This window comes from Mycolicibacterium flavescens, assembly GCF_001722335.1.
GTDB lineage: Bacteria > Actinomycetota > Actinomycetes > Mycobacteriales > Mycobacteriaceae > Mycobacterium > Mycobacterium flavescens.
Genome location: NZ_MIHA01000012.1, coordinates 87,463 through 111,371, shown reverse-complemented (window position 1 = coordinate 111,371; position 23,909 = coordinate 87,463). Strand labels below are relative to the sequence as shown.

The following is a 23,909-nucleotide window of genomic DNA, read 5'->3' as shown; positions in this document are numbered from 1 at the left end:
ATCTGTGTCAAGCACGTTCCCTGGCGAGCAGACGCAAAATGCCCTAAAAGTGCCGCGAAAAGGGGCATTTTGCGTCTGCTCGGCCTAGAAAGCCGCGCCCGGGTTGAGGATGTTGTCCGGGTCCAACGCCTGCTTGATCCGCCGGTTGAGCTCCATCGCCTCGGGTCCGATCTGCCCCGCGAGCCACGGCCGCTTGAGTCGGCCGACACCGTGCTCGCCGGTGATCGTGCCGCCGAGGCCGACCGCCAGATCCATGATCTCGCCGAACGCCAGGTGCGCGCGTTCGGTCATCGCCGCGTCGGCGGGGTCGTAGACGATCAGCGGGTGGGTGTTGCCGTCGCCGGCGTGCGCGATCACCGAGATCAGCAGTTCGTGGTTGGCCGCGATCTTCGCGATCCCGCCGACCAGGTCGGCCAGTGCGGGCAGCGGCACGCCGACATCCTCCAGAAGCAGCGAACCCTTCAGCTCGACCGCCGGGATGCAGAACCGGCGCGCGGCGACGAACGCTTCGCCCTCCTCCGGGTCCGAGGTCGAAAACACTTCAGCGGCACCGTGTTCGGTGAACACATCAGCCATGAACTGCGCGTCGGAATGGCCCGCGGGCCCCCGGGCGTCGGAGGCGGCCACCAGCATCGCGGCCGCGCCGCGGTCCAGGCCCATCTTCAGCTTGTCCTCGACGGCGTTGATCGCCACCGCGTCCATGAACTCGAGCATCGACGGGCGGATCTTGCCGGTGATCGCGACGACGGCCCGGGCGGCCGCTTCGACCGATCCGAAGCTCGCCACGACGGTGCACGCCGCCGGTTGTGCGGGAAGGAGTTTCAGCGTCGCCTCGGTCACCACCCCGAGCGTGCCCTCGCTGCCGACGAACAGCTTGGTCAGCGACAGCCCGGCGACGTCCTTGAGCCGCGGGCCGCCGAGCCGCACCGCGGTGCCGTCGGCGAGCACCACCTCCAAGCCGAGCACGTAGTCGGTGGTGACGCCGTACTTCACGCAACACAACCCGCCGGCGTTGGTCGCGACATTGCCGCCGATGCTGCAGATCTCGAACGACGACGGGTCTGGCGGATACCACAGCCCGTACTCGGCGACGGCCTTCTTCACCTCGGCGTTGAGCAGCCCGGGCTGCACAACCGCGGTGCGGGTCACCGGGTCGACGGTGATCTCGCGCATCTTCTCGGTCGTCAGCACGATCGCACCGTCTAGCGCCGACGCCCCACCGGACAGCCCGGTGCCCATACCCCGCGGCACCACCGCGACCTTGTGGGTGCTCGCCCACCGCAGCGCGGCCTGGACGTGTTCGGTCGCGCGCGGCCGCACCACCGCCAGCGGCGTGCCTGCGCCCGGGTCGAAGGCGCGGTCGTGGCGGTAGGAGCCCAGCACGTCCGGATCGGTGACGACGGTGCCGTCGGGCAGTGCGGCGATCAGGTCGCCCAGTGCGCCGCTCACATGCCCTGCATCCACACGGCAATCGTACGAGCATTCCTGGCGCACAAAATCCGCGCGCCCGCACGTACCGCGGGATATAGTTCCGCCGTGATCAGCGGGGATCCGCTGGCGGGACGTGACGGCGAACTGACCAGGATTCGCCGCACGTTCAGCGGGGGGAACACGTCCGGCGTCGTGATCGTCGGGGCTGCGGGGGTCGGCAAGACACGGCTCGCCCGCGAGGTGCTGCGCCTCGCCGAGCGCGCCGGTGAACACACCAGCTGGATCGTCGGCACCGAGTCGGCCAAGGCGCTGCCGCTCGGCGCGTTCGCCGCGCTGCTCAGCGACGTCGGCGCCGATCCGTGGCCCAACATCCGGCAACTCATCAAATCCTTTGTCGCACAACAACGACAGGGCCGGGTGCTGATCGGCGTCGACGACGCGCATCTGCTCGACGGGCTGTCGGCGCACGTGGTGCACCAGCTCGCGCAGAACCGGGCCACCCGCCTGGTCGTCACGGTGCGCGCGGGCGCCGAGGAACCCGACGCGATCACCGCGCTGTGGAAGGACGGGCTGCTGGCCCGGCTGGACCTCGCGCCGCTGTCGGTCGACGCGACCCGCGCGATGATCGAGGAAGCGCTCGGAGCCGCGGTGGACGCGCGCAGCGCGCGCCGGTTCTGGAACCTCACCGGCGGGAACCCGCTGTTCCTGCACCAGCTCGTCAAGGACCAGGTCGACGCGGGGCGGATGCGGCTGACCGCCCGGGTGTGGATGTGGGACGGCGACGTCGCGGTCTCGCAGAGCATCAGCGACATGGTCGGCAGGCAGGTGCGCTCGCTGACCCCGGACATCGCGCTGGTCGTCGACACGTTGTCGCAGTGCGAACCGCTGCCGGTCGACGTGCTGAGCGACCTGGTCGACGTGGCCGACCTCGAAGCCGCCGAGCAGATGCGGCTGGTGACCGTCGAACGCAGCGGCGGGCAACTCGTGGCACGGCTGGGCCACCCGCTGTTCGGGGAGCTGCGCCGGGCCGCGGCGGGGGAGATGTACCTGTCCAAGATCCGCGGCCGGCTGGCCGAGCGGCTCGCCAAGGACCCCGACCCCGACATGCAGGCCACGGTGCGGCGCGGGCTGCTCACCCTCGAGTCCGATCTGCCCGCCGATCCGCCGTTGTTCCTGCAGTCGGCGCAGCATGCGATGACGCTGCTCGACCTCGAACTCGCCGACCGGTTCGCGAGCGCGGCGGCCGATGCCGGCGCCCCGGAGGCCGCGGAGGTGCGCGCGCTGAACCTGCTGCTGCTGGGCCGGGGCGCGCAGACCGAAGAGGTGCTGCGCGACCTCCAACGAGACACCGCCGGCGACGACGGTGCCGCTCAGTGGTCGACGCTGCGCGCGGCCAACCTGATCTGGATGCTGGGCCGGGTCCGCGATGCCGCCGCGATCCTCGAGTCCCTGGATGCGCGGACCCCCGCCGACCGGTTCGCGCGCCTCGCGGTCGAGGCCTGCGTCGATGCGATTTCGGCGCGGTGCGAAACCGCCGCGGCCAAGGCGTCGGAGGCGCTGAACTCCGGTCAGCTCACCGACTTTCACGCGATGATGGCCTCGGTGGCGCTGACGATGGCGCTGGGCGCGCTGGGCCGCGCCGACGACCTCATCTCGGTCGCGGAGTCCTCGCTGGAGCGGGCGATGACGTCGTTTCAGGCGTCGCACATGCGGTTCTGGTACGCCAGCGTGTACGCGCGGGCCTGCCGGCTGACCGGTCGGATCGACGAATGCGCCGCGATGGCGCAGCGTCTCGCCGACTCGGCGCACGAGGTGCCGAGCCTGGCCTACGCGAACCTGGCGTCGCTGCTCGGCGGGTCCGCGCTGATGCGCGGCGACATCCGCGACGCGGTCCAGCTGCTGCACGAGGCGCTCGCCGGTGTCGAACGGCACGGTGTGACAACAGGACTGCGGCCCGCGACGTGCTTCGCGCTGGCCGAGGCCCACGCGAAACTGGGTGAGCCGGGACCGGCCGATGAGGCAATCGCCGAATGCGGTGTCCCGCAGGACTTTTTGTTCATGCAGACCGCCCACAGCATCGCCACCGGCTGGGCGCAGGCCGCGAACGGATGCGTCGGCGATGCCGTGCACGGCGTGCTCGAGGCGGCGTCGCAGGCGTGTGAGCGTGACCAGCCGACCCACGAGCTGTGGTGCCTGCAGGTGGCCGCGCAGTGGGGCGATGCGTCACGGGCGGGGCGGGCGCGTGAGCTCGCCGGCCGGTTGCATCTGCCGCTGGCCGACGCCGTCGCCCGCCACGCCGAGTCGCTGGCCGCCGGCGACGGCGAGCAGTTGCTGCTGGCCTGCGACGAGTACCGCGCGCTCGGTGACCGGGCCGCCGCCGCGGACGCCGCCGCTCAGGCCGCGGTGGCGTTCACCGCCGGCCAGCAACGCAAACGCGGCCTGTACGCCGCCGCGGTGGCCAAGGAACTCAGCGACGCCTGCGGCGGGCTGTGCACACCCGCACTGCGGGTGCCCGCCAGCCAGCCGCTGACCGGTCGGCAGCGCGAGATCGTCGAGTTCGTGGTGGCCGGGCTGTCCAACCGCGAGATCGCCACCCGCCTGGTGATGTCGGTGCGCAGCGTCGAGGGGCACATCTACCGGGCGTGCCAGCGCGTCGGGGCCAGCTCCCGCGAGGAGCTCGCCGCGATCGCCCGCCGCGGGCCGGCGCCTCACTGAGGCTGCGCCGGCGGGTGGTCGAGCTCGCGCAAGGCGGGCAGGAAGATCGCGACCACACCGAGCAGCAGCATCGGCAGCGCCAGCGCGAGGAACGTGGCGGGCAGCCCCGCGGTGTCGGCCAACGGACCCGCCACGATCAGCCCCAGCGGTCCCGCCGCGTAGGCCAGCGACCCCATCACCCCTACCACCCGGCCGCGCAGGTGCTGCGGCGCCCGGGTCTGCATGACGTAGTTGTAGATCGGCGCGATCGGGCCGTACACCAGCCCGACGACCGCGCTCAGCGCCAGGATCCACGGCAGCGGCGGCAGGAACGCGATCACCGTCATGGCCGCGCCAAGCGTCAGCACCGCGGTCAGCATCGTGGCGCGCCGGCTCATGTGGTTGACCAGCACCGCGTAGCCCAAAGCGCCGACCAGGCCGCCGACGCTCAGCGCCATCAGCACCCAGCCCAGCTGCGCGGGTTCGTTGCGATCGGTGAAGTACTTCGGGAACAGCACCGACTCCATCGGCATGTACAGGCCGGTGGCGACGAGGTCGACGATCGCCAGCGTGCGCAGCACCTTGTGGTGCCAGACGAACCGCAGACCCTCGATGATCCCGGCCAGCACCCGGTCCGGCAGCGCGTCACGGTCGGGGACGCCGGCGCCTTCCAGTTGCAACCCCGCGATCGCCACGATCGACAGCCCGAACAGGAACGCCGTGACCCACATCGTGTCGACGCCGCCCAGCGTCGCGATGAGCAGGCCGCCGATGCCGGGCCCCACGATGTAGGCCAGGTTGAACACCGCCTCGTAGACGCTGTTGGCGCGATCGAGGGTCCAGCCGGCCCGGACCGCGGCCTCGGGCAGCATCGTCTCGCGCGCGGTCATGCCCGCCGGGTCGAAGAATGCGCCCAGCGCGGCGAGCACCGACAGCACCGCGACGTTGACCACCTCGGTCCCGAAGGTCAGCGCCAGCACCGGCACCGCCGCCACCGACAGCGCAGACAGCGCGTCCGAGATCATCGACACCCGCCGCCGCCCCAGGTAGTCGACCGCGGCGCCGGCGATCAGCGTGGCCACCAGCAGCGGCAGCGTGCCCGCCATCGCCACGATCGACGCCTCGAACGCGGACCCGTTGCGCTGCAACACCAGCCACGGAAACGCCACCAGCGTGATGCCGTTGCCGGCACCGGCCGTCAGCGCGGCGAACAGAACCAGAAGGAGAGGGCCGCGCCTGCTGTTCGTCATGAGTTATCGCGGCAGAATCTAACAGCGGCACGGCCCGGCGGGTACTCGATTTCCGCGCCCAGGCACAGTGGTGACGTGCCTGGTGTCGAGCTGCCTCATCCGCGGACCGGGAAGCTGTTCGAGTCCCCGGTGCCCGCGGGCGCCGGTTGGCCCGGTGACCCCGCCACCCCGCGCACCGCGGTCGCGACGACGGCCGCCCAGGTGGCGGCGATGGCCGACGCCGCCCGCTCGCTCGACGAACTCGACGCCGAGGTGTCGGTCTGCCGGGCCTGCCCGCGCCTGGTGGAGTGGCGCGAGGAGGTGGCCGTCGTCAAGCGCAAGTCCTATATCGGCGAGCCCTATTGGGGTCGTCCGGCGACCGGCTGGGGCTCGGCGCAGCCGAAGGTGCTGATCGTCGGGTTGGCGCCCGCCGCGCACGGCGCCAACCGCACGGGCCGGGTGTTCACCGGGGACCGTTCGGGCGACTTCCTCTACGCGTCGCTGCACCGGGTGGGTCTGGCCAACCAGGCACTGTGTGTCGACGCCGCAGACGGACTGGCGCTCAACGAAACCCGGGTGGCTGCTGCGGTGCGCTGCGCACCGCCGGGCAACGCCCCGACACCGGCCGAACGCGCCACCTGCGCGCCGTGGTTGGACGCCGAGTGGCGGCTGACCGCACCGCATGTGCGGGTAGTGGTCGCGCTCGGCGGGTTCGCCTGGCGCGCGGCGCTGCAGATGTTGCGTACCGGGGGAGTGACGGTGCCCTCGCCCGCGCCGAAATTCGGTCACGGCGCCACCGCCGAACTCGACGGTGTCGCGCTGATCGGCTGCTACCACCCGAGCCAGCAGAACACGTTCACCGGAAAGCTGACGCCGGAGATGTTCGACGACGTGTTCCGGCGGGCTAAGGCGCGAGCGTCCGCCGGATCGTCGCGAACTGGGCGTCCGCGAGGTCGGTCCGCGCGGCGGCGGTGATGTCGTCGTAGTGGTGGACCGTCCACTGGTCGAAGACCTGCAGGATGCGGAACACCAGTTCGCCCTGCAGGGATTCGGGCAGATCGGTGCGGACGGCACCGCACCCGCGGCCCACCCGAAGCACGTCGCGCACCCAGTCGCGCACCGCATCGAGGACACCACCGACGGCGGCGGCTTCCGGCGCCGGCAGATAGAACATCCGCCCGAGCAGCAGGAACCGCGGTTCCCGCTCGAGAACGCGCACAACCGCCGCGTAATACCCCTGTAGCTGGTCCCAGAATTGGTCGCCCGAGAATTCCCCGGGCGCGACAACGGGGAATATCTCCTTGACATCGGCGAGTAATTCGTCGACGACGAATTCATACAACTGCGCCTTCGAGGACAGCACGTAGTAGAACGAGCTCTTGCTCATCCCGCACTGCTCGATGATGCGGTTGAGCGACGCTGATTCATAACCGGCGCTGGAGAATTCGGCTGTCGCCACCTCGACCAGGTGGCGCCGTCGCTCGGCGGGCATGCGGGAAAGCCGTCCGGTGGGCACGTCAGCCACTCTACAGTGGACCGGGTGGTCCACAGAATGGTACGGTGGCGGTATGTTCAGTCCCGAAAGCCTCGAAACGCAATACGACCGGGCGGCCGCGGACGAACTGCGAATTCTGGTGGTCGGCGCCGGTGTCGCCGGGGTGACCGCGGCGCAACTGCTCCGCCGATACGGCCGGCACCCGGTGCTGATCGAACGCACGGCCGGCGCCGCGGCGCAGGGTTACATGCTCGCGCTGATGCCGATGGTGGACGCCGCACTCGACGATCTCGGCGTACGCGAGGCGTATCGCACCGCCGGGGTGGCGCTGAAGCGTTACGCCGTGCACGGACACACCGGGCGTCGGCTGCGCGTCGATTCCACCGAGGACCTGATGTCGCAGTTCGGTGACTACCGCGGCATCTCGCGCGGCCGCCTGCTCGACGTGCTCGGCGGCGAGCGGTGTCCGGTGACCTACGACGCTGTCGTCGCCGACCTGCTGGAGACCCCCGACGGGGTCGACGTGAGCGTCCAGGTCGGCGGCGTCGCGCAGCAGTTCACCTTCGATCTCGTCCTGATCGCCGACGGAATGCACTCCACGACAAGGGAGTTCGTGGTCGACGGCGTCGAAGGAGTCGACACCGGCTGGGGCGGCTGGGTGGTGTGGGCCGACGACGACCCCGACAGCGACCTCGGCGCCGAACTGTGGGGTGCGGGTGCCATCGTCGCGATGTACCCGGTGGCCGGCGCGCTCGGGGTGTTCCTCGGCGGCCCGCGCACCGACACCGCGGCCGGACCGGCCGCGTTCGTCACCGCGCTACGACGCCGGCTCACCACCGTCGATGCCCGCCTGGACGGCGCGATGGCGGCCGTCGCGACCGATCCGGACCCGTACTACTGGGCGCTGACCGACTGCCGCGCGCCGCGGTGGACGACGGGGCGCACGGTGCTGCTCGGCGACGCCGCCGCCGGCTTCCTGCCCACCGCCGGTGTCGGGGCCGGCATGGCGATGGAGTCGGCATGGGTGCTGGCCCGGATGCTGCGCCACGCCGACCGGGCGGGGCTCGCCGAACTGTTGGCGGCCTACGAGCGGGCGCAGCGGCCCCGCGTCGAGGCAGCGCAAGACAATTCGCGGCAACTGGCCACCATGATGCTGCGCCGAGGTCGGCTGCCGGCCGTGGCGCGTGAGCTCGCGATGCGCGTCATCAGCGTCGAACGCGCGCTTCGTCCCATCCAGCGGTTGCTGCGCGAGCAACCCGACCCCGAGTCCCTGGTGGGAACGTCGGCCGGCAGTAGAGCGTTGTGAGTGCCATGCGGCTTTCCGTCCTCGACCTCGTCCCGGTGCGCACCGACCAGTCCACCTCCGATGCGCTGGCGGCCTCGACGCGGCTCGCGCAGACCGCCGACCGCCTCGGCTACACCCGCTACTGGGTCGCCGAGCACCACAACATGCCCTCGGTCGCGGCCACCAGCCCGCCGGTGGTGATCGCCCATCTGGCCGCGCACACCTCCCAGCTGCGGCTGGGCTCGGGCGGGGTGATGCTGCCCAACCACGCGCCGCTGGCCGTCGCCGAGCAGTTCGCGCTGCTCGAGGCCGCCCACCCGGGCCGCATCGACCTCGGCATCGGGCGCGCACCCGGCTCGGACCCCGTCACGTCGATGGCGCTGCGCGGCGCGGCCGGCCGCGACGACCGCGACATCGAGGCCTTCCCCGACTATCTCGACGACGTGGTCTCGCTGATGAGCACCCGCGGCGTGCGGGTGCCGATCCCCAACCAGCGCTACATCCTCAAGGCCACCCCGGCCGCGGTCAGCGAACCGAAGCTGTGGCTGCTCGGCTCGTCGATGTACTCGGCGCACCTGGCCGCCGCCAAGGGTCTGCCGTACGTGTTCGCCCACCATTTCTCCGGCCAGGGCACCGCCGAGGCGCTGCAGGTCTACCGCTCCGAATTCCGGCCAAGCGAGCTGGCCCCCGAACCCGTCACCTTCCTGACCGTCAACGCGGTTGTTGCCGAAACCCGCGACGAGGCAACGGCTTTGGCGTTACCGAACCTGCAGATGATGGCGCGGCTGCGCACCGGGCAGCCGCTGGGGCCGCTGGATCTGGTCGAGGACGCCCAGCAGCAGGAACTCGCACCGCAGGCGCAACGCATCGCCGAGGCCGCGTTCGGGCGCGCGGTCGTCGGTGACCCGACCGAGGCCGCCGAGCAGGTGCGTGCGCTGGCGCAGCGGTTCGACGTCGACGAGGTGATGGTCAACCCGGTGGCTTCGGCCCGTCGCGGCACCGATCCGGCGACCGCACCGGCCCGCGAGACGACGTTGGAACTGCTGGCCAAGGAGTTGTTCTAGACCGGCGTCAGCCTGACCACCGGGATCGGACGCGACGTCCGCTTCTGGTAGCCGATGTAGCGGTCCTTGTTGCCGCGCATGTCGTTGACGATCCGCCACAGCCGCGGGAAGTCGGGATCGTCTTGGGTGACGGGGGTCGCCGTCACCTTGATGCGCCTGGGTCCGACGTTGATCTCGACGGCGGGGTTGGCCTTGAGGTTGTGATACCACCCGGGGGCTTTCGGCTCGCCGCCCTTGGACGCGACCACCAGGTAGTCGTCTCCGTCGCGGGCATAGGCGAGTGAATTCGACCGCTGCAGACCGGTTTTCGCCCCCACCGTATGCAGGATCAGCATCGGTGGTGCGCCCGGGATCGTGTGGCCGATGCCGCCGTTGGTGCCCTTGTAGAGCTTGTCGTGCAACAACAGCATCGGGTAACCGATGTACTTCTCGTACCAGGGCATGCTCATGGGCTCAGTCTTGCGCAGCCGAGTCCAGTTGCGCCAGGGCCTCGCGCAGCAGACGCCCGGACTCCTCGCGGTCGGGGTCGCGGCGCAACAGCATGTTCTTGGCGAAGGACAGCTTGTCGCCATTGCGCCGCGGCAGCACATGAAGGTGGATGTGGAACACGGTCTGAAAGGCCGCCTTGCCGTCGTTGATCACGACGTTGTTGCCGTCGGCGTGCAATCCGGAGATGCGCGCGGCCCGGGCGATGCGCTGCCCGATGCGGACCATCGCGGCGACCGTTTCCGGCGGGGTGTCGGTCAGATCGACCGTGTGCTGTTTGGGGATGACCAGGGTGTGGCCGCGGGTGAACGGGCGGATGTCGAGGAGCGCGAGGTAGTCGTCGTCCTCGTAGATGCGGATGGCCGGCGCCTCCCCGGCGACGATGGCGCAGAAAACACACGACATCCCGCCACCGTAGCGGTCAGCTGCCCACGTTCTGTTCCGCCCAGTCGGCCAGGCGCCGGTCGCGTTCTTCCGGTGAGACGTCCCCGACGCGGGTCATCACCGACCAGCGGGTGCCGAACGGGTCGACGATCGAGGCGAACCGGTCGCCGGTGACGAAGGTCTGCGCCGGTTCGCGCACCGTGGCCCCGGCCCGTTGCGCCCGTTCGAGGACGGCATCGACGTCGCCGCAGTACAGGGCGATCGAATGCGTGGCCGGACGTGCCGGGTCGGGGGCGGCGATCTGGTAGGCCGGTGACGGATCTGCGACCTGCAGGCGTCCGGCGCCGAAATCGAGTTCGGCGTGCGCGACGGTGCCGTCCGGGCCGTCCATGCGCTCGACGAGTTCTGCACCGAAAACCGTTGTGTAGAAATCGATCGCGGCGGCAGCGCCGTCGATGCACAGGAACGGGGTCAGGCTGGTGTAGCCGGCGGGTATCGGTTGTGCGCTCATACCGCAGAGTCTGTCGCGCGGCGCGGTGCGCGCTATTGGAAAAACGCGACGGCGCCGCCCCGGGTGGCAGGGCGGCGCCGCGCGACCGGTCAGTTGTTGTTGCCGCCGGTGCTGTTGTTGGAGTTGTTGCCGTTATTGCTCGACGAGTTGTTCGACGAGTTGTTGTTCGACTGATTGCCGCCGGCGTTGGCGTTGGCGCTGCTGCGCGCACCGCCTCCGGTGGCGGTGCCGCCGTTGGCCGGGCCACTGGTGGCCGACCCCGTGCTGGTGGCGTTGCCTCCGCGGGTGATGTTGCCGCGGCTGTTCGCCGTGCCGCCCTCGCCGTCACCGGCGTCCTGGTCGTTGGTGGCGTCGCCGCCGTCGGCGTCGCCACCGTTGGCCGCGGCGTTCGCGGTGCTGCTCCCGCCACCGGCGGTGGTGGTTCCACCGCCGACGGTCTGCGCCCCGGTGCCTGCGCCGCCGGTGCCGGTGCCGTCGAGCGCGCCGAGTCCCACACCGCCGACGCCGAGCTGCACGCCGGCGTCGACCGGGATCGCGACGCCACCGGTCGATACCGGGATCGCGGTGCCCAGGCCCCAGCCGCCGATCCCGAGCCCGCCCAGCGCGGCGCCCAGGTTCGAGCCGCCCACACCGATGCCGCCGAGCGCGGGGTTCAACCCGAGCGCCGCCCCGGCGACCGGCACGTCGACGTCGGCGGCCAGGCTGGTGGCCGCGCCGCCGAGCGCGGCCCCACCGAGCGTGGGCGCGGCGTTGATCGCGTTGCCGCCGGCGATGACCGGGCTCAGGATCGGCACGTTGAGCTGACCGTTGGCGATGTTGCCGTTGGCGGCGCCGAACTGGTTGGTCACACCGTTGCCGTTGCTGCCGATCTGCAGGCTGTTGCCGTTGAGGATTCCGCTGAACCACCCGCAGGCGAAACCTGAGTCGACGCAGTCGTCTTGGGCGTTCGCGGTGCCGGCTCCGGCCAGCACCCCGAACCCGACGGCGCAACCGGCGATCGCGCCGGCCGCCACGGTGCGGCTCAGTAGTGTCTTGCTAGCGTTCATTTCCGTTGAGCTCCCTCGCAATTGATGTTCTTCCTAGTTGATTCGCTGTCGGCTGATTCGTTGAGTTGGCGGCAGTGCGACATCGCGCAACACTGCTGTCCGCTGTCACTTCATTGCCACCTCCCACGGCCCCCGTTCCATGACTTCAGTTGGCGGAACCGTCGTTGCCGCCAGCGCCGTTGCCGCCACCGTCGTTGTCGGTGCCCTCGCCCGTCCCGGGACTCTGCCCGCCACCGGGTTGGCCCGGGCTGGTCGGGTCGTCTCCGTCCGCCGGTGCCGGGCCGCCGCCCGGTGTACCGGAACCTGTTGGCGTGCTCGATGTCTGAACGCTTGTGGCGGAGCCGTCGTCGGTGTTCATGCGCGATGTGGACACGCCGTTGAGCGCGGTGGTGGTGTCGCCGGGATCCTCGTCTCCGGCGCCCGTGTCGTGGCGCAGGTTTGTGTTGGAGTCGGCGGCGCCCTGGTCGAGTTGCGTTCTGGCGGCGGTGATCTGGGAATTCAGGAGTTCTTCGATCGGGTCCGGCGGGTTGGTGGTGGTGGTGTTCGTGGAGCCGGGGCCGATGTTGACCTGATCGTTGGAGATGTTGCCCGAGCCGACCGCCCCCTGGTTGGAGTTACCGTTTCCGCTGGTGCCGCCGACGACGGTGTTGCCGTTGCCCGACACGTCGGTCGAGCTGTTGTTGCCGTTTCCGCTGGCGGTGTTCGACGCCGCGGTGTTGTAGCTGATGTTCCCGCCGCCGAAGCTGAACTGCGGGTTCCAGATGTTGGAGACGAAGAACCCGAACTGCAGCGTGTTGCCGTTGCCGCCGCCGAACAGGAACGTCCCGAACCAGCCGCCCAGGCCGACGGTCGTCTGGCTGAAGTTGCCGTTGTTCATCGCCACGTTCGTCACCGCGGTGTTGTTGCTGATGTTGCCGCCGAAGATGCTGAACTGCGGGTTGAAGATGTTGCCCGACCCGAACGAGAACTGAACGGTGTTGCCGTTGCCCACCATTCCGCCGAACCACGGCAGCATCCCGGAGTCGGTGCTCACCGAGGTGCTGCTGTTGTTCCCGTTGTTGATCGCGACGTTGGACACCGTGGTGTTGTTGCTGATGTTCGCGCCGCCGAACAGGCTGAACTGCGGGTTGAAGATGTTGTACGAGAAGATGTTGATCTGGGTCGTGTTGCCGTTGCCGGTCGTTCCGGCGAGGTTGATCTGGGCGGACAGCAACTGGTTGATGATGTTGTTGCCCATGTTCATCACGACGTTGCCGATGGTTCTGTTGTTGCTCGTGTTCCCGCCCTCGAGACCGAACTGCGGGTTGAAGATGTTGCCTTCGAAGATGTTGATCCGGGTCGTGTTGGCCACGCCGTCGACCGTGCGGCCGGGAAGCAGGATCGACAGCGCATCGGCCGTCGGGGTGCTCAGGTCGTAGGCGGCGCCGATGCACATCGCCGCGCCGCCCACCGCCACCGATCGCGTGAACCACGAGCGGGCTCTGCGGCCCTTGCGGTGGGTTCCCGATCGTTTACGCCGGCGCCGGCCAGCGTCACCGAGATCCGGGTTCATCGACGTCTCCCCTCCAGGTCGCAGACCGGCCGTACCACTTGGGCAGGACAGTAGAACTTTGCTAGCAGCTGTGTCAAGCATCACAGTGCATCTGTATTTGTTGTAGACAGGCATTTATGGCAAAGGATCGGGGGCGGGGATTGATGGGCGGCGTGCAGTCCGATGCCGACGAATTAGGTGCCGTGAAGTGGAAAGATATCGATACTCCTCGGTATGCCCTGAGGTCAGTCGGATGGGTAATGAATTGACGTCTGCGAAGGGCGCAAATATTACGGCGACGCAAGTTTTTTGCCGATAAGATCAAAATTATCGTGCTGGCTATTAACTGAAATCGTTCGATCGTGCAGGTATCGGTAGCCGCGCACACCGCCGGTGTCGGGCTCCCTCGCACACACCCGCGGACGTGGCGTTATGCCGCGCGGCTTGTCGTTCGCCCCTCGGATCCGCCGCAGCGTCGGCCGAGGCGCACCGTGCCGCCGCCTTTTCTCGCGGTAACTCGCAACGCGGTATTCGAGCGCCTACGACGCCAATTCGACGCTCGCGAGGTGGGTCGACGGCCCGTGCCTGCGCGCAGCATCGTGGACACGCCGCGGCGCGGTGGGAACACGCCGGCCGAAATGGTCGAAGAATGGCCGCATTCGTAGTCTTTCGTCATGCCAGATGACATCTCGGCACCGGCCGGCCCGACCCGCGGAGTCGTCGGGCGCGCCGCGAGCGCATCGGTCTTCGACCTGAAGCGGTGGAACCCGTCGGGGGCGTCGGCGCGCTACGTCGACAACTACTGGTCGGTGCGGTGGGATCTTCGCGGCAGCGCGCCGTTCGACAGCACGGTGATCACGTTCCCGTCGGTCCATCTCACCCGCGAATGGGGCGACGGCGGCTCACGTCATGGTCTGCCGCTGCCGAACACGCTGGTGCACGGCGTCGTCGAGCGGGTCTTCCGCACGACGATCGACGGGGTCGGCGCTGTGGTCGGCGCCCGGTTCCGGCCCGGCGGATTCACCGCACGCTTCGGATGCGACGCGTCGTCGCTGACCGGCCAGGTTCGTCCGGCCGATCCGGCAATGCTGGGCGCCGCTGTCGAATTCGACGACGACATCGAGCCGGCCGCAGCGGCTCTGGACGCTCTGGTGGCCGCCCACCAGGGGCCCCCAGATCCGACGTACACCGCGCTGACCGCACTCGTCGACCGGATTCGTGACGACGACCGGTTACACCGCGTCGAGCAGGTGATGCAAGTGTCGCCGTGGGGTCTGCGCACCACGCAGCGGATCTTTCGCCGCTACATCGGGGTCCCGGTGAAGTGGGTGCTGTGCCGGTACCGCCTGCAGCAGGCCGCGCTGGACATCGAGACCATGCCCGACGTCGACTTCGCCGACCTGGCCGTCCGGCTCGGCTGGTACGACCAGGCGCACTTCATCAACGACTTCCGTTCGATGCTGGGGGAGACGCCCGGCGAGTACGCGGCCCGGCATCGCCCGCCGGTGTCCCCGCTGCATCACCCCTAGCCGAGCGCTTCGCGCCAGGCGGCGAGCTTGTCGCGGTACGGCATCGTCTGCGCGGGGCTGGTCGACGGCAGCCGCCGATAGCGCAACTCGGGCCCGGTGACGAGGCGCAGGAAGTTCTTCTCGGCGGCCGCACCGTTGAACAACACCGTCGCAACGCCCGGATGCCGGGCGAAGAAGCCGTCGAAGTCGTTGGGCGCCATGCTGTTCGGCTCCACTGCCGAATCCAGGCTGCCGACCCGCCGACACGACCACAACACGTCCCACACCGCGATTCCGTGCCGGGTCAATTCGGCGCACCGCGCGGGGTAGGGGGCATCGACGTCGAACCCGAACACCTCGCCCATGATCCGCCAGAACGCGTTGCGCGGGTTGTCGTAGTACCGCTGCGCGGTCAGCGACATCACGCTGGGCATGTTGCCGAGGATCAACGTGTGCGGCCCGGCGCCCACGATGGGCGGCAAGCTGTACAGCAGCGGCGAACCCATGATGGGACTATCCCACGCGGTATACGTTGGGCCCGTGCCGGACGACCCCTTCGACATCGAGACCTCCGGGCTGCTCGACGGCCTCGACGCGAAGGCGCGCGCCGAACGCGCGGAACTGATCCCGTGGCTGCTCGGAAAGGGCATCACGGTCGAGGAGATCCGCCATGCCTTCCTGCCGATGCTGCTCGGCGCGCGACAGGCCCTCGGCGATGACGGCGTCTACGTGTCGGCCCGCGAGACCAGCGAGAAGTTGGGGTTGGATCTTGAGCTGCTGCAACGCGTCCAGCGGGCGATGGGGCTGCCGGCGGTGGAGGATCCCGACGCCGCGGTCTACCTACGAGCCGACGCCGAGGTCGCGAGGTTCACCAAAGAGTTCCTCGAGCTCGGAATCGACCCGGAGCAACTCGTGCAGGTCACCCGGGTCCTCACCGACGGGTTGTCGAAGGCCGCCGAGGTGATGCGCTACGTCGGGCTGGCCTCGGTGATCGAACCCGGCGCGTCCGAACTCGTCATCGCCCAGAACGCCGCAGCGCTGGTGGACACGGCGGCGCCGCTGCTCGGGCCGATGATCCAGGAGATGCTGCGCCTGCAGCTGCGGCACCTGATGGAGACCGAGGCGATCACTGCATCCGAACGCGCCGACGGGCAGCGGTTGCCCGGCGCGCGGCTCGTCACCATCGCGTTCGCCGACCTGGTCGGCTTCACCCGGTTGGGTGAGGCGGTGCCGCCCGAGGATCTGGAGCGGCTGGCGCAGCGGTTGTCCGACCTCGCACACGAGGTGGCGGTGGCGCCGGTCCGGTTCGTCAAAACCATCGGCGACGAGGTGATGCTGGTCAGCCCCGAGCCGGTGCCGCTGCTGGAAGCCGTGCTGACACTGGTCGAGCAGACCAACGACGACGACGACTTCCCCCGTCTGCGGGTCGGGATGGCGACCGGGATGGCGGTCAGCCGAACAGGGGACTGGTTCGGCGGGTCGGTCAACCTGGCCAGCCGTGTCACCGGAGCCGCCCGGCCCGGCTCGGTGCTGGTGTCGGAGTCCACCCGCGACGCGATCGACGACGACCGGTTCACGTTCTCCTTCGCCGGCGCGCGCCGCCTCAAGAACATCAAGTCCGACGTCAAACTGTTCCGCGTCCGCCGCGCGGAGCCCTGATCTAACATCCACCCATGAGCCGGATCGTCCATGGTGTGCTCGTCGGGCTGCTTGTCGCGGGGTCGGCGCTGGCCGGAATCGGGTCCGCACACGCGCAGCCGCTGCCGCCGGCGTGCACCTACTCGTTGTCACCGCCGCAGGTGGTGCACACCGACGGGACCGCCCGGGTCACCGCGACGGTGTCGTTCGTCGGGTGCACGGGTCCGTTCCGGCCGGCGATGAGTGTGGCCTGCGTGCATCTGGCCGGGCCCGGTTCGCAGGGCCAGTGCACCCAGGCGCGCGGACCCGGCGCCGCGCAGGTGTACTTCGAGCCCTATCAGCCGGGTGCGACCTACATCGCCGGCGGACGCGGCTGCGGCAAGGTCTTCGAGGACGCGCTCGAACCGAACTGCCAGATGCTCGGCCCGGTCAACGTGACGCTGTAGCCGCGAAGCGGCGCAACCGCAGGCTGTTGCTCACCACGAAAACCGAGCTGAACGCCATTGCCGCGCCGGCGATCATCGGGTTGAGCAGCCCGGCGGCCGCCAGCGGCAGCGCGGCGACGTTGTAGGCGAACGCCCAGAACAGGTTGCCCTTGATCGTCGCCAGCGTCCTGCGCGACAAGCGGATCGCATCGGGCACCGCGTTGAGATCGTCGCGCACCAGCGTGACGTCGCTGGCCTCGATCGCGACGTCGGTGCCGCTGCCCATCGCCAACCCGAGGTCGGCCTGCGCCAGCGCGGCAGCGTCGTTGACGCCGTCGCCGACCATCGCCACCACCTTGCCGTCGGCCTGTAACCGCTTGACCGCGTCGACCTTGTCCTGCGGTAGCACCTCGGCCACCACCTCGTCGATGCCGACCTGCCGCGCGATCGTGCGTGCGGCCGCCTCGTTGTCGCCGGTCACCATCACCGGTTTCAGCCCGAGCGCGCGCAGCCGGGAAATGGCCTGCGCGGAGGTCGGTTTGACGGTGTCCGACACGACCAGCACCCCACGGACCGCGCCGTCCCAGCCGACCGTGACGGCGGTGCGGCCCTGCGACTCCGCCTTCTGCAGCGCGGTTTTCAGCTGGTCGGGAAGTTCGTAGGTGGTCAGCATCCGCCGCCGCCCGACGACGATCTCGCGGCCGTCGACGACACCGCGAACCCCGAGGCCGCGTTCGTTCTCGAATTCCCCGACGGCGGGCAGTTCACCGACCTGGTCCCGGGCACCCGCGACGATCGCCCGCGCGATCGGATGCTCCGATCCGGACTCGACCGCGCCTGCGAAGCGCAGGACGTCGGCGTCGTCGATGCCGTCGGCGGTCACGACGTCGACCAGCGTCATGGCGCCGGTGGTGATGGTGCCGGTCTTGTCGAGCACGATCGTGTCGGTGCGCCGCGTCGACTCCAGCACTTCCGGGCCCTTGATCAGGATGCCCAGTTGCGCGCCCCGCCCGGTGCCCACCATCAGCGCGGTCGGCGTCGCCAACCCCAGCGCGCACGGGCACGCGATGATCAGCACCGCCACCGCCGCGGTGAACGCGAACGCCACGGAACCGCCTGTGCCGAGCCAGAATCCGAGGGTGGCCACCGCCAGCGCGATGACGATCGGCACGAAGACCCCCGAGATCCGGTCGGCGAGCCGCTGCGCGGGGGCCTTCCCGCTCTGGGCCTCTTCGACTAGCCGCGCCATCTGCGCGATCTGGGTGTCGCTGCCGATCCGGTTGGCGCGCACCACCAGCCGTCCGTCGACATTGACCGTGGCCCCGACCACCGTGTCGCCCGGCTCCACGTCGACGGGCACCGGCTCACCGGTCAGCATCGACGCGTCGACCGCCGAGCGGCCCTCGACGACGACGCCGTCGGTGGCGATCTTCTCGCCGGGCCGCACCACGAATTCGTCGCCGACGGCGAGCGCTTCGATCGGAACACGTTGTTCGGCGCCGTCTTTGCGCACCACGACGTCTCGTGCGCCGAGTTCGAGCAGCGCGCGCAGCGCGGCGCCGGCGCGCCGCTTGGACCGCACCTCGAAGTAGCGTCCGGCCAGGATGAACGTCGTCACCCCGGCGGCCACCTCGAAGTAGACGCTGCCGGATCCGTCGGTGCGCGTCAGCGTCAGCTCGAACCCGTGCGTCATGCCGGGCGTGCCCGCGGTGCCCCAGAACAGCGCGTACACCGACCAGCCCAACGCGGCGAGCGTGCCCATCGAGATCAGCGTGTCCATGGTGGTGCTGCCGTGGCGCAGGTTCGCCCACGCGGCGCGGTGGAAGGGCCACGCGCCCCACACCACGACCGGTGCCGTCAGCGTCAGCGACAACCACTGCCAGTTGGTGAACTGCAGCGCCGGGATCATCGCCATCGCGATCACCGGGACGGTCAGACACAGGGACACCAGAAGGCGTTGCCGCAGAGCGGCGGTCGGATCCTCGAATGCGCTCGAGTCCTCGACCGGCTCGCTGGCAGGCAGGTGCGCCTGATACCCGGCGTCGTGGACCGTGGCGACCAGCGCCTCCGGTGTGACGCCGTCGCCGTACTCGACGCGGGCCTTCTCGGTCGCGTAGTTGACCGTCGCCGTCACACCGTCGAGCTTGTTGAGCTTGCGCTCGATCCGGTTCGCGCACGACGCGCATGTCATGCCGTCGATCGAGAGCTCGATGGTGTCAGTGGCCATGACCGTCTCCGGATCCGTCTCGATGTCCGTCTGGATGGTCGGGACTCTGCGTCGGCCCCGCCGGAACCGACACCGTGAACGCCGCCGTGCGGACCGTGTCGCGATGCGCGAAGTCCAGGAACAGCCGGTAGTCGCCGGCGCTGGGGAAGGCGGTGCGGAACTCGATCGTCGGGCCGCTGCGGGCACCCACCGGATGTACATGCAGATATCCGAGGTCCGCGGCGCGCACGGCGACCAGATGGCCGTAGGCGCCCAGGTACGGCTGCAGATCGTCGACCGGGGTGCGGCCGCGTTGCACCGACAGGGTCAACGTCGTCTCGGCGCCGGCCGGTGCCACCCCGCTCAGAGTGACCGTGTAGTCGTCGACGACCGAGGTCTCGGCGGGCGCGGGCAGTGGGCGCGGTCGGTAGTCACCTGCCACATGGACGTTGGCGCCCAGCGTCAGCGCGGGCCCGCCGGCGGGTACGAAGTCGGCGTATACGCGGTAGTCGCCCGCGCGCCGGAAGTCGATCGGAACCCGCCAGACGCCGTCCTCGTCGAGGTGTGGATGCAGGTGCTCGAACACCGCCAGATCGTTGCGGACCACGATGAAGTGCATCAGTTTCTCGTGTGTCTCGGTGAAGTGTTCCACCGGTGCGCCGTCGGGCCCGAGGATGCGGAACTGAAACGGTGCGTTGCCGCGCGCGCTCTGCAGCGGTTGCATCAGGTCGAGCGTGTAACCGCTCTGGGTCACCTGCAGTCCGCCGGGTGACGCGGCGGCCGACGCGCTCGGTGGGTGGGAGTGCCCGGCAGCGACGGGGGCGGGCCCGTACGACCGGCCCACCCAGACCGACACCGCGAACACCACCGCGAGCGCGGCGACGAACGAGGTGATCCGGGCGGTGGTGCTCATCAGCCGGCCAAGCGGTAGCCCGCTTCTTCCACGGCGGTCGCGATCGCGTCGGTTTGGACCGGCGCTTCGCTGTCAATGGTCACCTTGCCGGACGCGACGTCCACGTCGACGGCGGTCACGCCGCTGATCTCGCCGATCTCCTCGCGAACCGAGGCGGCGCAGTGGTCGCAGGTCATGCCGGTGACAGTGACGGTGGTGGTGGTCATGAAGCCCAGCCTACAGATACCCCCTAGGGGTATTCAACCCGGGTCGGGTCACGGGTCTACGTTTCCGCCCGCATGGCAGCATCTGTGGGCATGCGTGTTCTCGCCCAGCGGGTGACGTCGGCGGCCGTGACGGTGGACGGCGAGGTCGTCGGCGCCATCCACCCCGACGGCCAGGGGCTGCTCGCGCTCGTCGGCGTCACCCACGACGACGACCCGGCCAAGGCGCAGCGGATGGCCGAAAAGCTCTGGCAACTAAGGATTCTCGACGACGAGAAATCGGCGTCGGACGTTTCGGCGCCGATTCTGGTGGTCAGCCAGTTCACGCTCTACGCCAACACGGCCAAAGGTCGGCGGCCGGCGTGGAATGCCGCCGCCCCGCGTGCGGTCGCCGAACCGCTGGTGACCGCGTTCGCCGAGGCGCTGCGCGGACTCGGCGCGCACGTGCAGACCGGTCTCTTCGGCGCGTACATGCAGGTCGAACTCGTCAACGACGGCCCGGTGACCGTGCTGCTCGAGATGTGATCACTGCGTGGCGACCGGCGGAATTCCCTCGGACGGTTGCACGATCACAAAGCCCGGCCCGTGGAACGACACCTGCACGGCTTCACCTGAGCCGCGCCCGATCAGCGCCCCGGCCTTGAAGCTGGTCTTGAGCTGGGTCTGCAGGTTGGCCGACCAGGCCACCACCGCGTTGGTGTCGGCGAACGTCGGCGCCTCGGCGGCGTTGAGCACCACCGGCGGCCCGTCGGTGGTCAGCGCCACCCAACCGGTGCCGCGCAGCGTGGTGTTGAACAGGCCGCCGGTCGCGATGCTGCCGCCCTTCACCCGCTCGATGTTCCAGTTCAAACTCGACGAGAACGCGAGCACGTTCTTGCCGCTGATCGACAGCCCGGAATTGGCCAGCTGCAACAGGTGGACGTCGTAGGCGCGGTCGGCGAGGAAGACGTCGCCCTGCCCCTGGCACCGCATCAACGGAAGACCCTCCCCGGTGAGCGCCTTCTTGAGGAACTTCGACGCCCCGCCGCCCTCGAACGCGAAGTCGACGTTGCCCTGGTAGGCCACCATCGAACCCTGCCGGGCCATGAACGGTTCGCCAAGGCGCACCCGTAACAGCTTGGTGTTCTGGTTGGCGATCGCCTTGGCTTCCTTCTCACTGAACCGGCCGTCGACCAGATCACCGGTGATGCCCGCGAACCCGTCACCTTGCGGCTGAGCTGGTTGCGGCGCCGGTCCGCTCGGCGGGGTCAGCGGCGCGCGGCCCATCTGCCCCTGGTGTGACACCTGATCCGTCCACTGGGTGCCGTCCCACCAGCGGTACTCGTAGCGGCCCTCGGGGTCGGGCCGCCAGCTTCCGTTGTTCGGTGCGGTCATGGCCTCCAAAGTAAGCGACGAACTGGCATTCTTGGGCCATGGCAAAGGAAATCGACCGGGTGCGCGCGCGGAGCGCCGTCGCTGTTGTCAAGCAGCATCCGGGCATGGTGCTGTTCCTCGCCTCGCCGGTGCTGATCGGGGTCGCACTGGTGTGGTGGCTGGTCAGCCCGACGTTGGCGGTGCTGCTGTTGATCGGCGCAGTGGTGGCCGGCGGGGCACTGCTGTTGCGGAAGCGCTAACGCCGATCGCTCGGCCGCACGACGGTGTTCTGTCCGGCCGACAGCCACCAGTGGCCGTCGCGACGCACCAGCACGTAGAGCGCCACTTCAGAGAACGGACTCGGCTGCTCGACGGGAACCGGTGTGCCGTCGGCATGCAACGCCGTCCTGCGCACCTGGGCGACCGCGACATCGGGCGCCGGCGCGCTGACCGCGACCTTTTCGTAGCGCGACCGCGGTCCGGCGACCGCGGCGGCGAGCAGGCGCCGGTGGATGGCGTGCAGGGTGTCGTAGCCGGAGACCGTCGCGCCGAAGGGACTGCCCCAGAGCACGTCGTCGGCGAAGTGGGCGTTGTAGAGGGCGGCGTCGCCGCGGTCGATGGCGGTCTGCAGTGCGGCGACGAACGCGTCGACGGCGTGGTGTGCGTCGCGCAGTCGCCGCTCGTCGTCGGACAGGGTCGGTCGGGTCATGGCCGCGACGCTAAGACCTCAACTTCAGTTGAGGTCAAGAGCGTCGTCTACGCGCTGGGCTGTACACGCCGGCGGCGACGGCGGCCAGTGCCGCGTCGGCGGCCCGTGTCGCATCCCGGGAAGTCAAAGGCGCTGTGGTGGTGAGGAACTGGTAGTACAGCGGCGCTGACACCTGGCGGATGACGGCTTCGGCATCGGTTCGCTCGGGCGCTTCGCCGCGCACGACTGCGTCGTGGATGCACTCTGCCCACTCGGCGACCCGACGGTCGTAGAACACCGCCAGCGCCCGTGCGGTGGCCTCGTCGCTCGCCGCGGCGGCGATGACCGCCCGAAACAGCCTGCCCTCGCGCGGCGCGGACAGAGTCCGGCGCACCAGGGCCGCGTTGGCGCGAAGGTCCCCGCGCAGCGATCCGGTATCGGCGCGCGGCACCGATCGTTCGGCCATGTCGTGCAGCATGTCGGTGACCAGAGCCGGCACGCTGCCCCACCGCCGGTAGACGGTCGACGTGCCGACGCCTGCGCGCACGGCGACCGTGGGCAGTTCGATCCCGCCGAGCCCGGCGTCGATCAGCAGGTTCTCGGTGGCGCGCAGAACCGCGGCGCGCACCGCCGCCGTGCGACCACCGGGGCGATGCTTCGCCTGCTCAACCACGTGACGCACCTTAACAGGAATATGTTCCCATTAAGTGCTGTTGCTCGGACCGTTCATCCGGCGAATCAAGGGAGCGGTCATGGAATATCGGCATGTCGGTGCGTCCGGGCTGAGAGTGTCCGAACTCGGCTTCGGGGCAGCGACGTTCGGTGGTGTCGGCGAGTTCTTCGGAGCCTGGGGGAAGACCGACGTTGACGGTGCCCGGCGCATCGTCGACATGTGCCTGCAGGCCGGCGTCACGCTGTTCGACACCGCCGACGTCTACTCTGACGGAGCGTCCGAAGAGGTGCTCGGTGCCGCATTGCGTCCCCACCGCGACGACGTCGTCATCTCGACCAAGGCGGCGCTGCCCACCGGTGACGACGACTGGGGAACATCGCGGACACGGTTGCTGCGCGCTGTCGACGCGGCGCTGCGCCGGCTGCAGACCGACCGCATCGACCTGTTCCAGCTGCACGGCTTCGATGCCTCGGTGCCGATCGACGAAGTTGTCTCGACACTGGAAACCCTTGTCGCAGCGGGTAAAATCCGCTACCTCGGGGCGTCGAACTTCAGCGGGTGGCAGCTGATGAAGTCGCTGGCGGTGGCCGACCGGCACCGGGCGCCGCGTTACGTCGCACACCAGGTGTACTACTCGCTCGTCGGCCGCGATTACGAGTGGGAACTGATGCCACTGGCCGCGACGGAGGGTGTCGGCGCACTCGTCTGGAGCCCGCTGGGCTGGGGGCGGTTGACGGGCAGGATCCGGCGCGGCAGCCCCCTGCCGGACGGCAGCCGGCTTCACGCCACGGCCGACGCCGGACCGCCGGTCGACGAGGAGCGGCTGTTCTCCATCGTGGAGGTGCTCGACGGCATCGCGGCGCGGACCGGCAGATCGGTGCCGCAGATCGCACTGAACTGGCTGTTGCGCAGGCCCACCGTAGCGTCGGTGATCGTCGGCGCCCGCGATGAACGGCAACTGGCGGAGAACCTCGGTGCGGTCGGCTGGCGACTGGACGCCGAGCACGTCGCCGCACTCGACGCGGTCAGCCGGGTCGAGGCGCCCTACCCGTACTTCCCCTATCACCGCCAGGAGGGCTTCGCGAGGCTCAATCCGCCGATGGCGAACACACTTACCCCGGATCTGTAAAGGTGTAATCATGTAAT

Annotated in this window: 25 protein-coding genes; 10 read left to right on the top strand and 15 right to left on the bottom strand. The window is 69.5% G+C overall.

The window, feature by feature from the left end; genetic code table 11:
- Positions 1-84 precede the first annotated feature (84 nt).
- A complete protein-coding gene (locus BHQ18_RS17095; protein WP_069414825.1) occupies positions 85-1,449 on the bottom strand; it encodes an FAD-binding oxidoreductase in 1,365 nt (454 codons plus the stop codon).
- 87 nt (positions 1,450-1,536) lie between these two features.
- On the opposite strand from BHQ18_RS17095, the gene BHQ18_RS17090 reads away from it, so the two are divergent.
- Positions 1,537-4,146, top strand: a complete 2,610-nt coding sequence (locus BHQ18_RS17090) for an AAA family ATPase (protein ID WP_069414824.1) — start codon at positions 1,537-1,539, stop codon at positions 4,144-4,146.
- On the opposite strand, the gene tap is transcribed toward BHQ18_RS17090, so the two are convergent.
- Positions 4,140-5,375, bottom strand: a complete 1,236-nt coding sequence (gene tap, locus BHQ18_RS17085; protein ID WP_069414823.1) for a multidrug efflux MFS transporter Tap — start codon at positions 5,373-5,375, stop codon at positions 4,140-4,142. The two genes, BHQ18_RS17090 and tap, sit on opposite strands and share 7 nt — an antisense overlap.
- A 75-nt stretch (positions 5,376-5,450) precedes the next feature.
- Here tap and BHQ18_RS17080 point away from each other — a divergent pair, with 75 nt between their 5' ends.
- A complete protein-coding gene (locus BHQ18_RS17080) occupies positions 5,451-6,329 on the top strand; it encodes a uracil-DNA glycosylase (RefSeq protein WP_069414822.1) in 879 nt (292 codons plus the stop codon).
- Here the strand turns inward: BHQ18_RS17080 and BHQ18_RS17075 are convergent.
- Positions 6,259-6,870: a TetR/AcrR family transcriptional regulator gene (locus BHQ18_RS17075; protein ID WP_131815704.1), complete on the bottom strand. Its 612-nt coding sequence runs from the start codon at positions 6,868-6,870 to the stop codon at positions 6,259-6,261. The two genes, BHQ18_RS17080 and BHQ18_RS17075, sit on opposite strands and share 71 nt — an antisense overlap.
- 52 nt (positions 6,871-6,922) lie before the next feature.
- Here BHQ18_RS17075 and BHQ18_RS17070 point away from each other — a divergent pair, with 52 nt between their 5' ends.
- Positions 6,923-8,155, top strand: coding sequence for an FAD-dependent oxidoreductase (locus tag BHQ18_RS17070; protein ID WP_069414820.1), 1,233 nt, complete (start codon positions 6,923-6,925; stop codon positions 8,153-8,155).
- 5 nt (positions 8,156-8,160) lie between these two features.
- On the top strand, positions 8,161-9,198 hold the full coding sequence (locus BHQ18_RS17065; RefSeq protein ID WP_069414819.1) for an LLM class flavin-dependent oxidoreductase: 1,038 nt from the start codon (positions 8,161-8,163) through the stop codon (positions 9,196-9,198).
- Here BHQ18_RS17065 and BHQ18_RS17060 read toward each other — a convergent pair.
- The 5 genes from BHQ18_RS17060 to BHQ18_RS17040 form a co-directional block, all read right to left on the bottom strand.
- Positions 9,195-9,641, bottom strand: coding sequence for a nitroreductase family deazaflavin-dependent oxidoreductase (locus BHQ18_RS17060; RefSeq protein WP_084294117.1), 447 nt, complete (start codon positions 9,639-9,641; stop codon positions 9,195-9,197). The two genes, BHQ18_RS17065 and BHQ18_RS17060, sit on opposite strands and share 4 nt — an antisense overlap.
- Before the next feature lie 10 nt (positions 9,642-9,651).
- Complete coding sequence (locus BHQ18_RS17055; RefSeq protein WP_069414817.1) at positions 9,652-10,089, bottom strand: HIT family protein; 438 nt, start codon at positions 10,087-10,089, stop codon at positions 9,652-9,654.
- 16 nt (positions 10,090-10,105) lie between these two features.
- Entirely contained in the window at positions 10,106-10,579 is a 474-nt protein-coding gene (locus tag BHQ18_RS17050) for a VOC family protein (RefSeq protein ID WP_069414816.1), read from the bottom strand.
- A gap of 89 nt (positions 10,580-10,668) precedes the next feature.
- Positions 10,669-11,625: a hypothetical protein gene (locus tag BHQ18_RS17045; protein ID WP_069414815.1), complete on the bottom strand. Its 957-nt coding sequence runs from the start codon at positions 11,623-11,625 to the stop codon at positions 10,669-10,671.
- A gap of 145 nt (positions 11,626-11,770) precedes the next feature.
- The gene (locus BHQ18_RS17040) at positions 11,771-13,177 is read right to left on the bottom strand and encodes a hypothetical protein (RefSeq protein WP_131815703.1); all 1,407 of its coding nucleotides are present in this window, start codon (positions 13,175-13,177) and stop codon (positions 11,771-11,773) included.
- 653 nt (positions 13,178-13,830) lie between these two features.
- Here BHQ18_RS17040 and BHQ18_RS17035 point away from each other — a divergent pair.
- Complete coding sequence (locus BHQ18_RS17035) at positions 13,831-14,685, top strand: helix-turn-helix domain-containing protein (protein WP_069414813.1); 855 nt, start codon at positions 13,831-13,833, stop codon at positions 14,683-14,685.
- Here BHQ18_RS17035 and BHQ18_RS17030 read toward each other — a convergent pair.
- On the bottom strand, positions 14,682-15,170 hold the full coding sequence (locus BHQ18_RS17030) for a DNA-deoxyinosine glycosylase (protein WP_069414812.1): 489 nt from the start codon (positions 15,168-15,170) through the stop codon (positions 14,682-14,684). The genes BHQ18_RS17035 and BHQ18_RS17030 overlap by 4 nt on opposite strands.
- A 1-nt stretch (position 15,171) precedes the next feature.
- Between BHQ18_RS17030 and BHQ18_RS17025 the strand changes: the two genes are divergently transcribed.
- Both BHQ18_RS17025 and BHQ18_RS17020 read left to right on the top strand, forming a co-directional pair.
- The gene (locus BHQ18_RS17025; protein WP_084294116.1) at positions 15,172-16,323 is read left to right on the top strand and encodes an adenylate/guanylate cyclase domain-containing protein; all 1,152 of its coding nucleotides are present in this window, start codon (positions 15,172-15,174) and stop codon (positions 16,321-16,323) included.
- Positions 16,324-16,337: 14 nt separating this feature from the next.
- A complete protein-coding gene (locus tag BHQ18_RS17020; protein ID WP_069414811.1) occupies positions 16,338-16,748 on the top strand; it encodes a hypothetical protein in 411 nt (136 codons plus the stop codon).
- On the opposite strand, the gene BHQ18_RS17015 is transcribed toward BHQ18_RS17020, so the two are convergent.
- Genes BHQ18_RS17015 through BHQ18_RS17005 form a run of 3 tightly spaced genes read right to left on the bottom strand, consistent with a single transcriptional unit; the run spans position 16,732 to position 20,052 of the window.
- A complete protein-coding gene (locus BHQ18_RS17015) occupies positions 16,732-18,954 on the bottom strand; it encodes a heavy metal translocating P-type ATPase (protein ID WP_069414810.1) in 2,223 nt (740 codons plus the stop codon). The genes BHQ18_RS17020 and BHQ18_RS17015 overlap by 17 nt on opposite strands.
- The gene (locus tag BHQ18_RS17010) at positions 18,944-19,846 is read right to left on the bottom strand and encodes a DUF8832 domain-containing protein (protein WP_069414809.1); all 903 of its coding nucleotides are present in this window, start codon (positions 19,844-19,846) and stop codon (positions 18,944-18,946) included. The genes BHQ18_RS17015 and BHQ18_RS17010 overlap by 11 nt, the downstream gene beginning before the upstream one ends.
- The gene (locus tag BHQ18_RS17005; RefSeq protein ID WP_069414808.1) at positions 19,846-20,052 is read right to left on the bottom strand and encodes a heavy-metal-associated domain-containing protein; all 207 of its coding nucleotides are present in this window, start codon (positions 20,050-20,052) and stop codon (positions 19,846-19,848) included. Before BHQ18_RS17005 ends, BHQ18_RS17010 begins: the two co-directional genes overlap by 1 nt.
- 90 nt (positions 20,053-20,142) lie before the next feature.
- Between BHQ18_RS17005 and dtd the strand changes: the two genes are divergently transcribed.
- A complete protein-coding gene (gene dtd / locus BHQ18_RS17000) occupies positions 20,143-20,574 on the top strand; it encodes a D-aminoacyl-tRNA deacylase (RefSeq protein ID WP_069414908.1) in 432 nt (143 codons plus the stop codon).
- Here dtd and BHQ18_RS16995 read toward each other — a convergent pair whose 3' ends face one another.
- Positions 20,575-21,423 (bottom strand): AIM24 family protein, encoded by an 849-nt coding sequence (locus tag BHQ18_RS16995; protein ID WP_069414807.1) that lies wholly within the window; start codon positions 21,421-21,423, stop codon positions 20,575-20,577. It abuts the gene before it with no gap.
- A 38-nt stretch (positions 21,424-21,461) separates the two neighbouring features.
- Between BHQ18_RS16995 and BHQ18_RS16990 the strand changes: the two genes are divergently transcribed.
- Complete coding sequence (locus tag BHQ18_RS16990) at positions 21,462-21,662, top strand: hypothetical protein (RefSeq protein WP_069414806.1); 201 nt, start codon at positions 21,462-21,464, stop codon at positions 21,660-21,662.
- On the opposite strand, the gene BHQ18_RS16985 is transcribed toward BHQ18_RS16990, so the two are convergent.
- Together BHQ18_RS16985 and BHQ18_RS16980 are read right to left on the bottom strand one after the other, a co-directional pair.
- Positions 21,659-22,111 (bottom strand): SgcJ/EcaC family oxidoreductase, encoded by a 453-nt coding sequence (locus BHQ18_RS16985; protein ID WP_069414805.1) that lies wholly within the window; start codon positions 22,109-22,111, stop codon positions 21,659-21,661. The genes BHQ18_RS16990 and BHQ18_RS16985 overlap by 4 nt on opposite strands.
- Before the next feature lie 34 nt (positions 22,112-22,145).
- Entirely contained in the window at positions 22,146-22,763 is a 618-nt protein-coding gene (locus BHQ18_RS16980) for a TetR-like C-terminal domain-containing protein (RefSeq protein WP_069414804.1), read from the bottom strand.
- A 79-nt stretch (positions 22,764-22,842) separates the two neighbouring features.
- Between BHQ18_RS16980 and BHQ18_RS16975 the strand changes: the two genes are divergently transcribed.
- On the top strand, positions 22,843-23,892 hold the full coding sequence (locus tag BHQ18_RS16975) for an aldo/keto reductase (protein WP_069414907.1): 1,050 nt from the start codon (positions 22,843-22,845) through the stop codon (positions 23,890-23,892).
- The last annotated feature ends 17 nt before the right edge of the window (positions 23,893-23,909 follow it).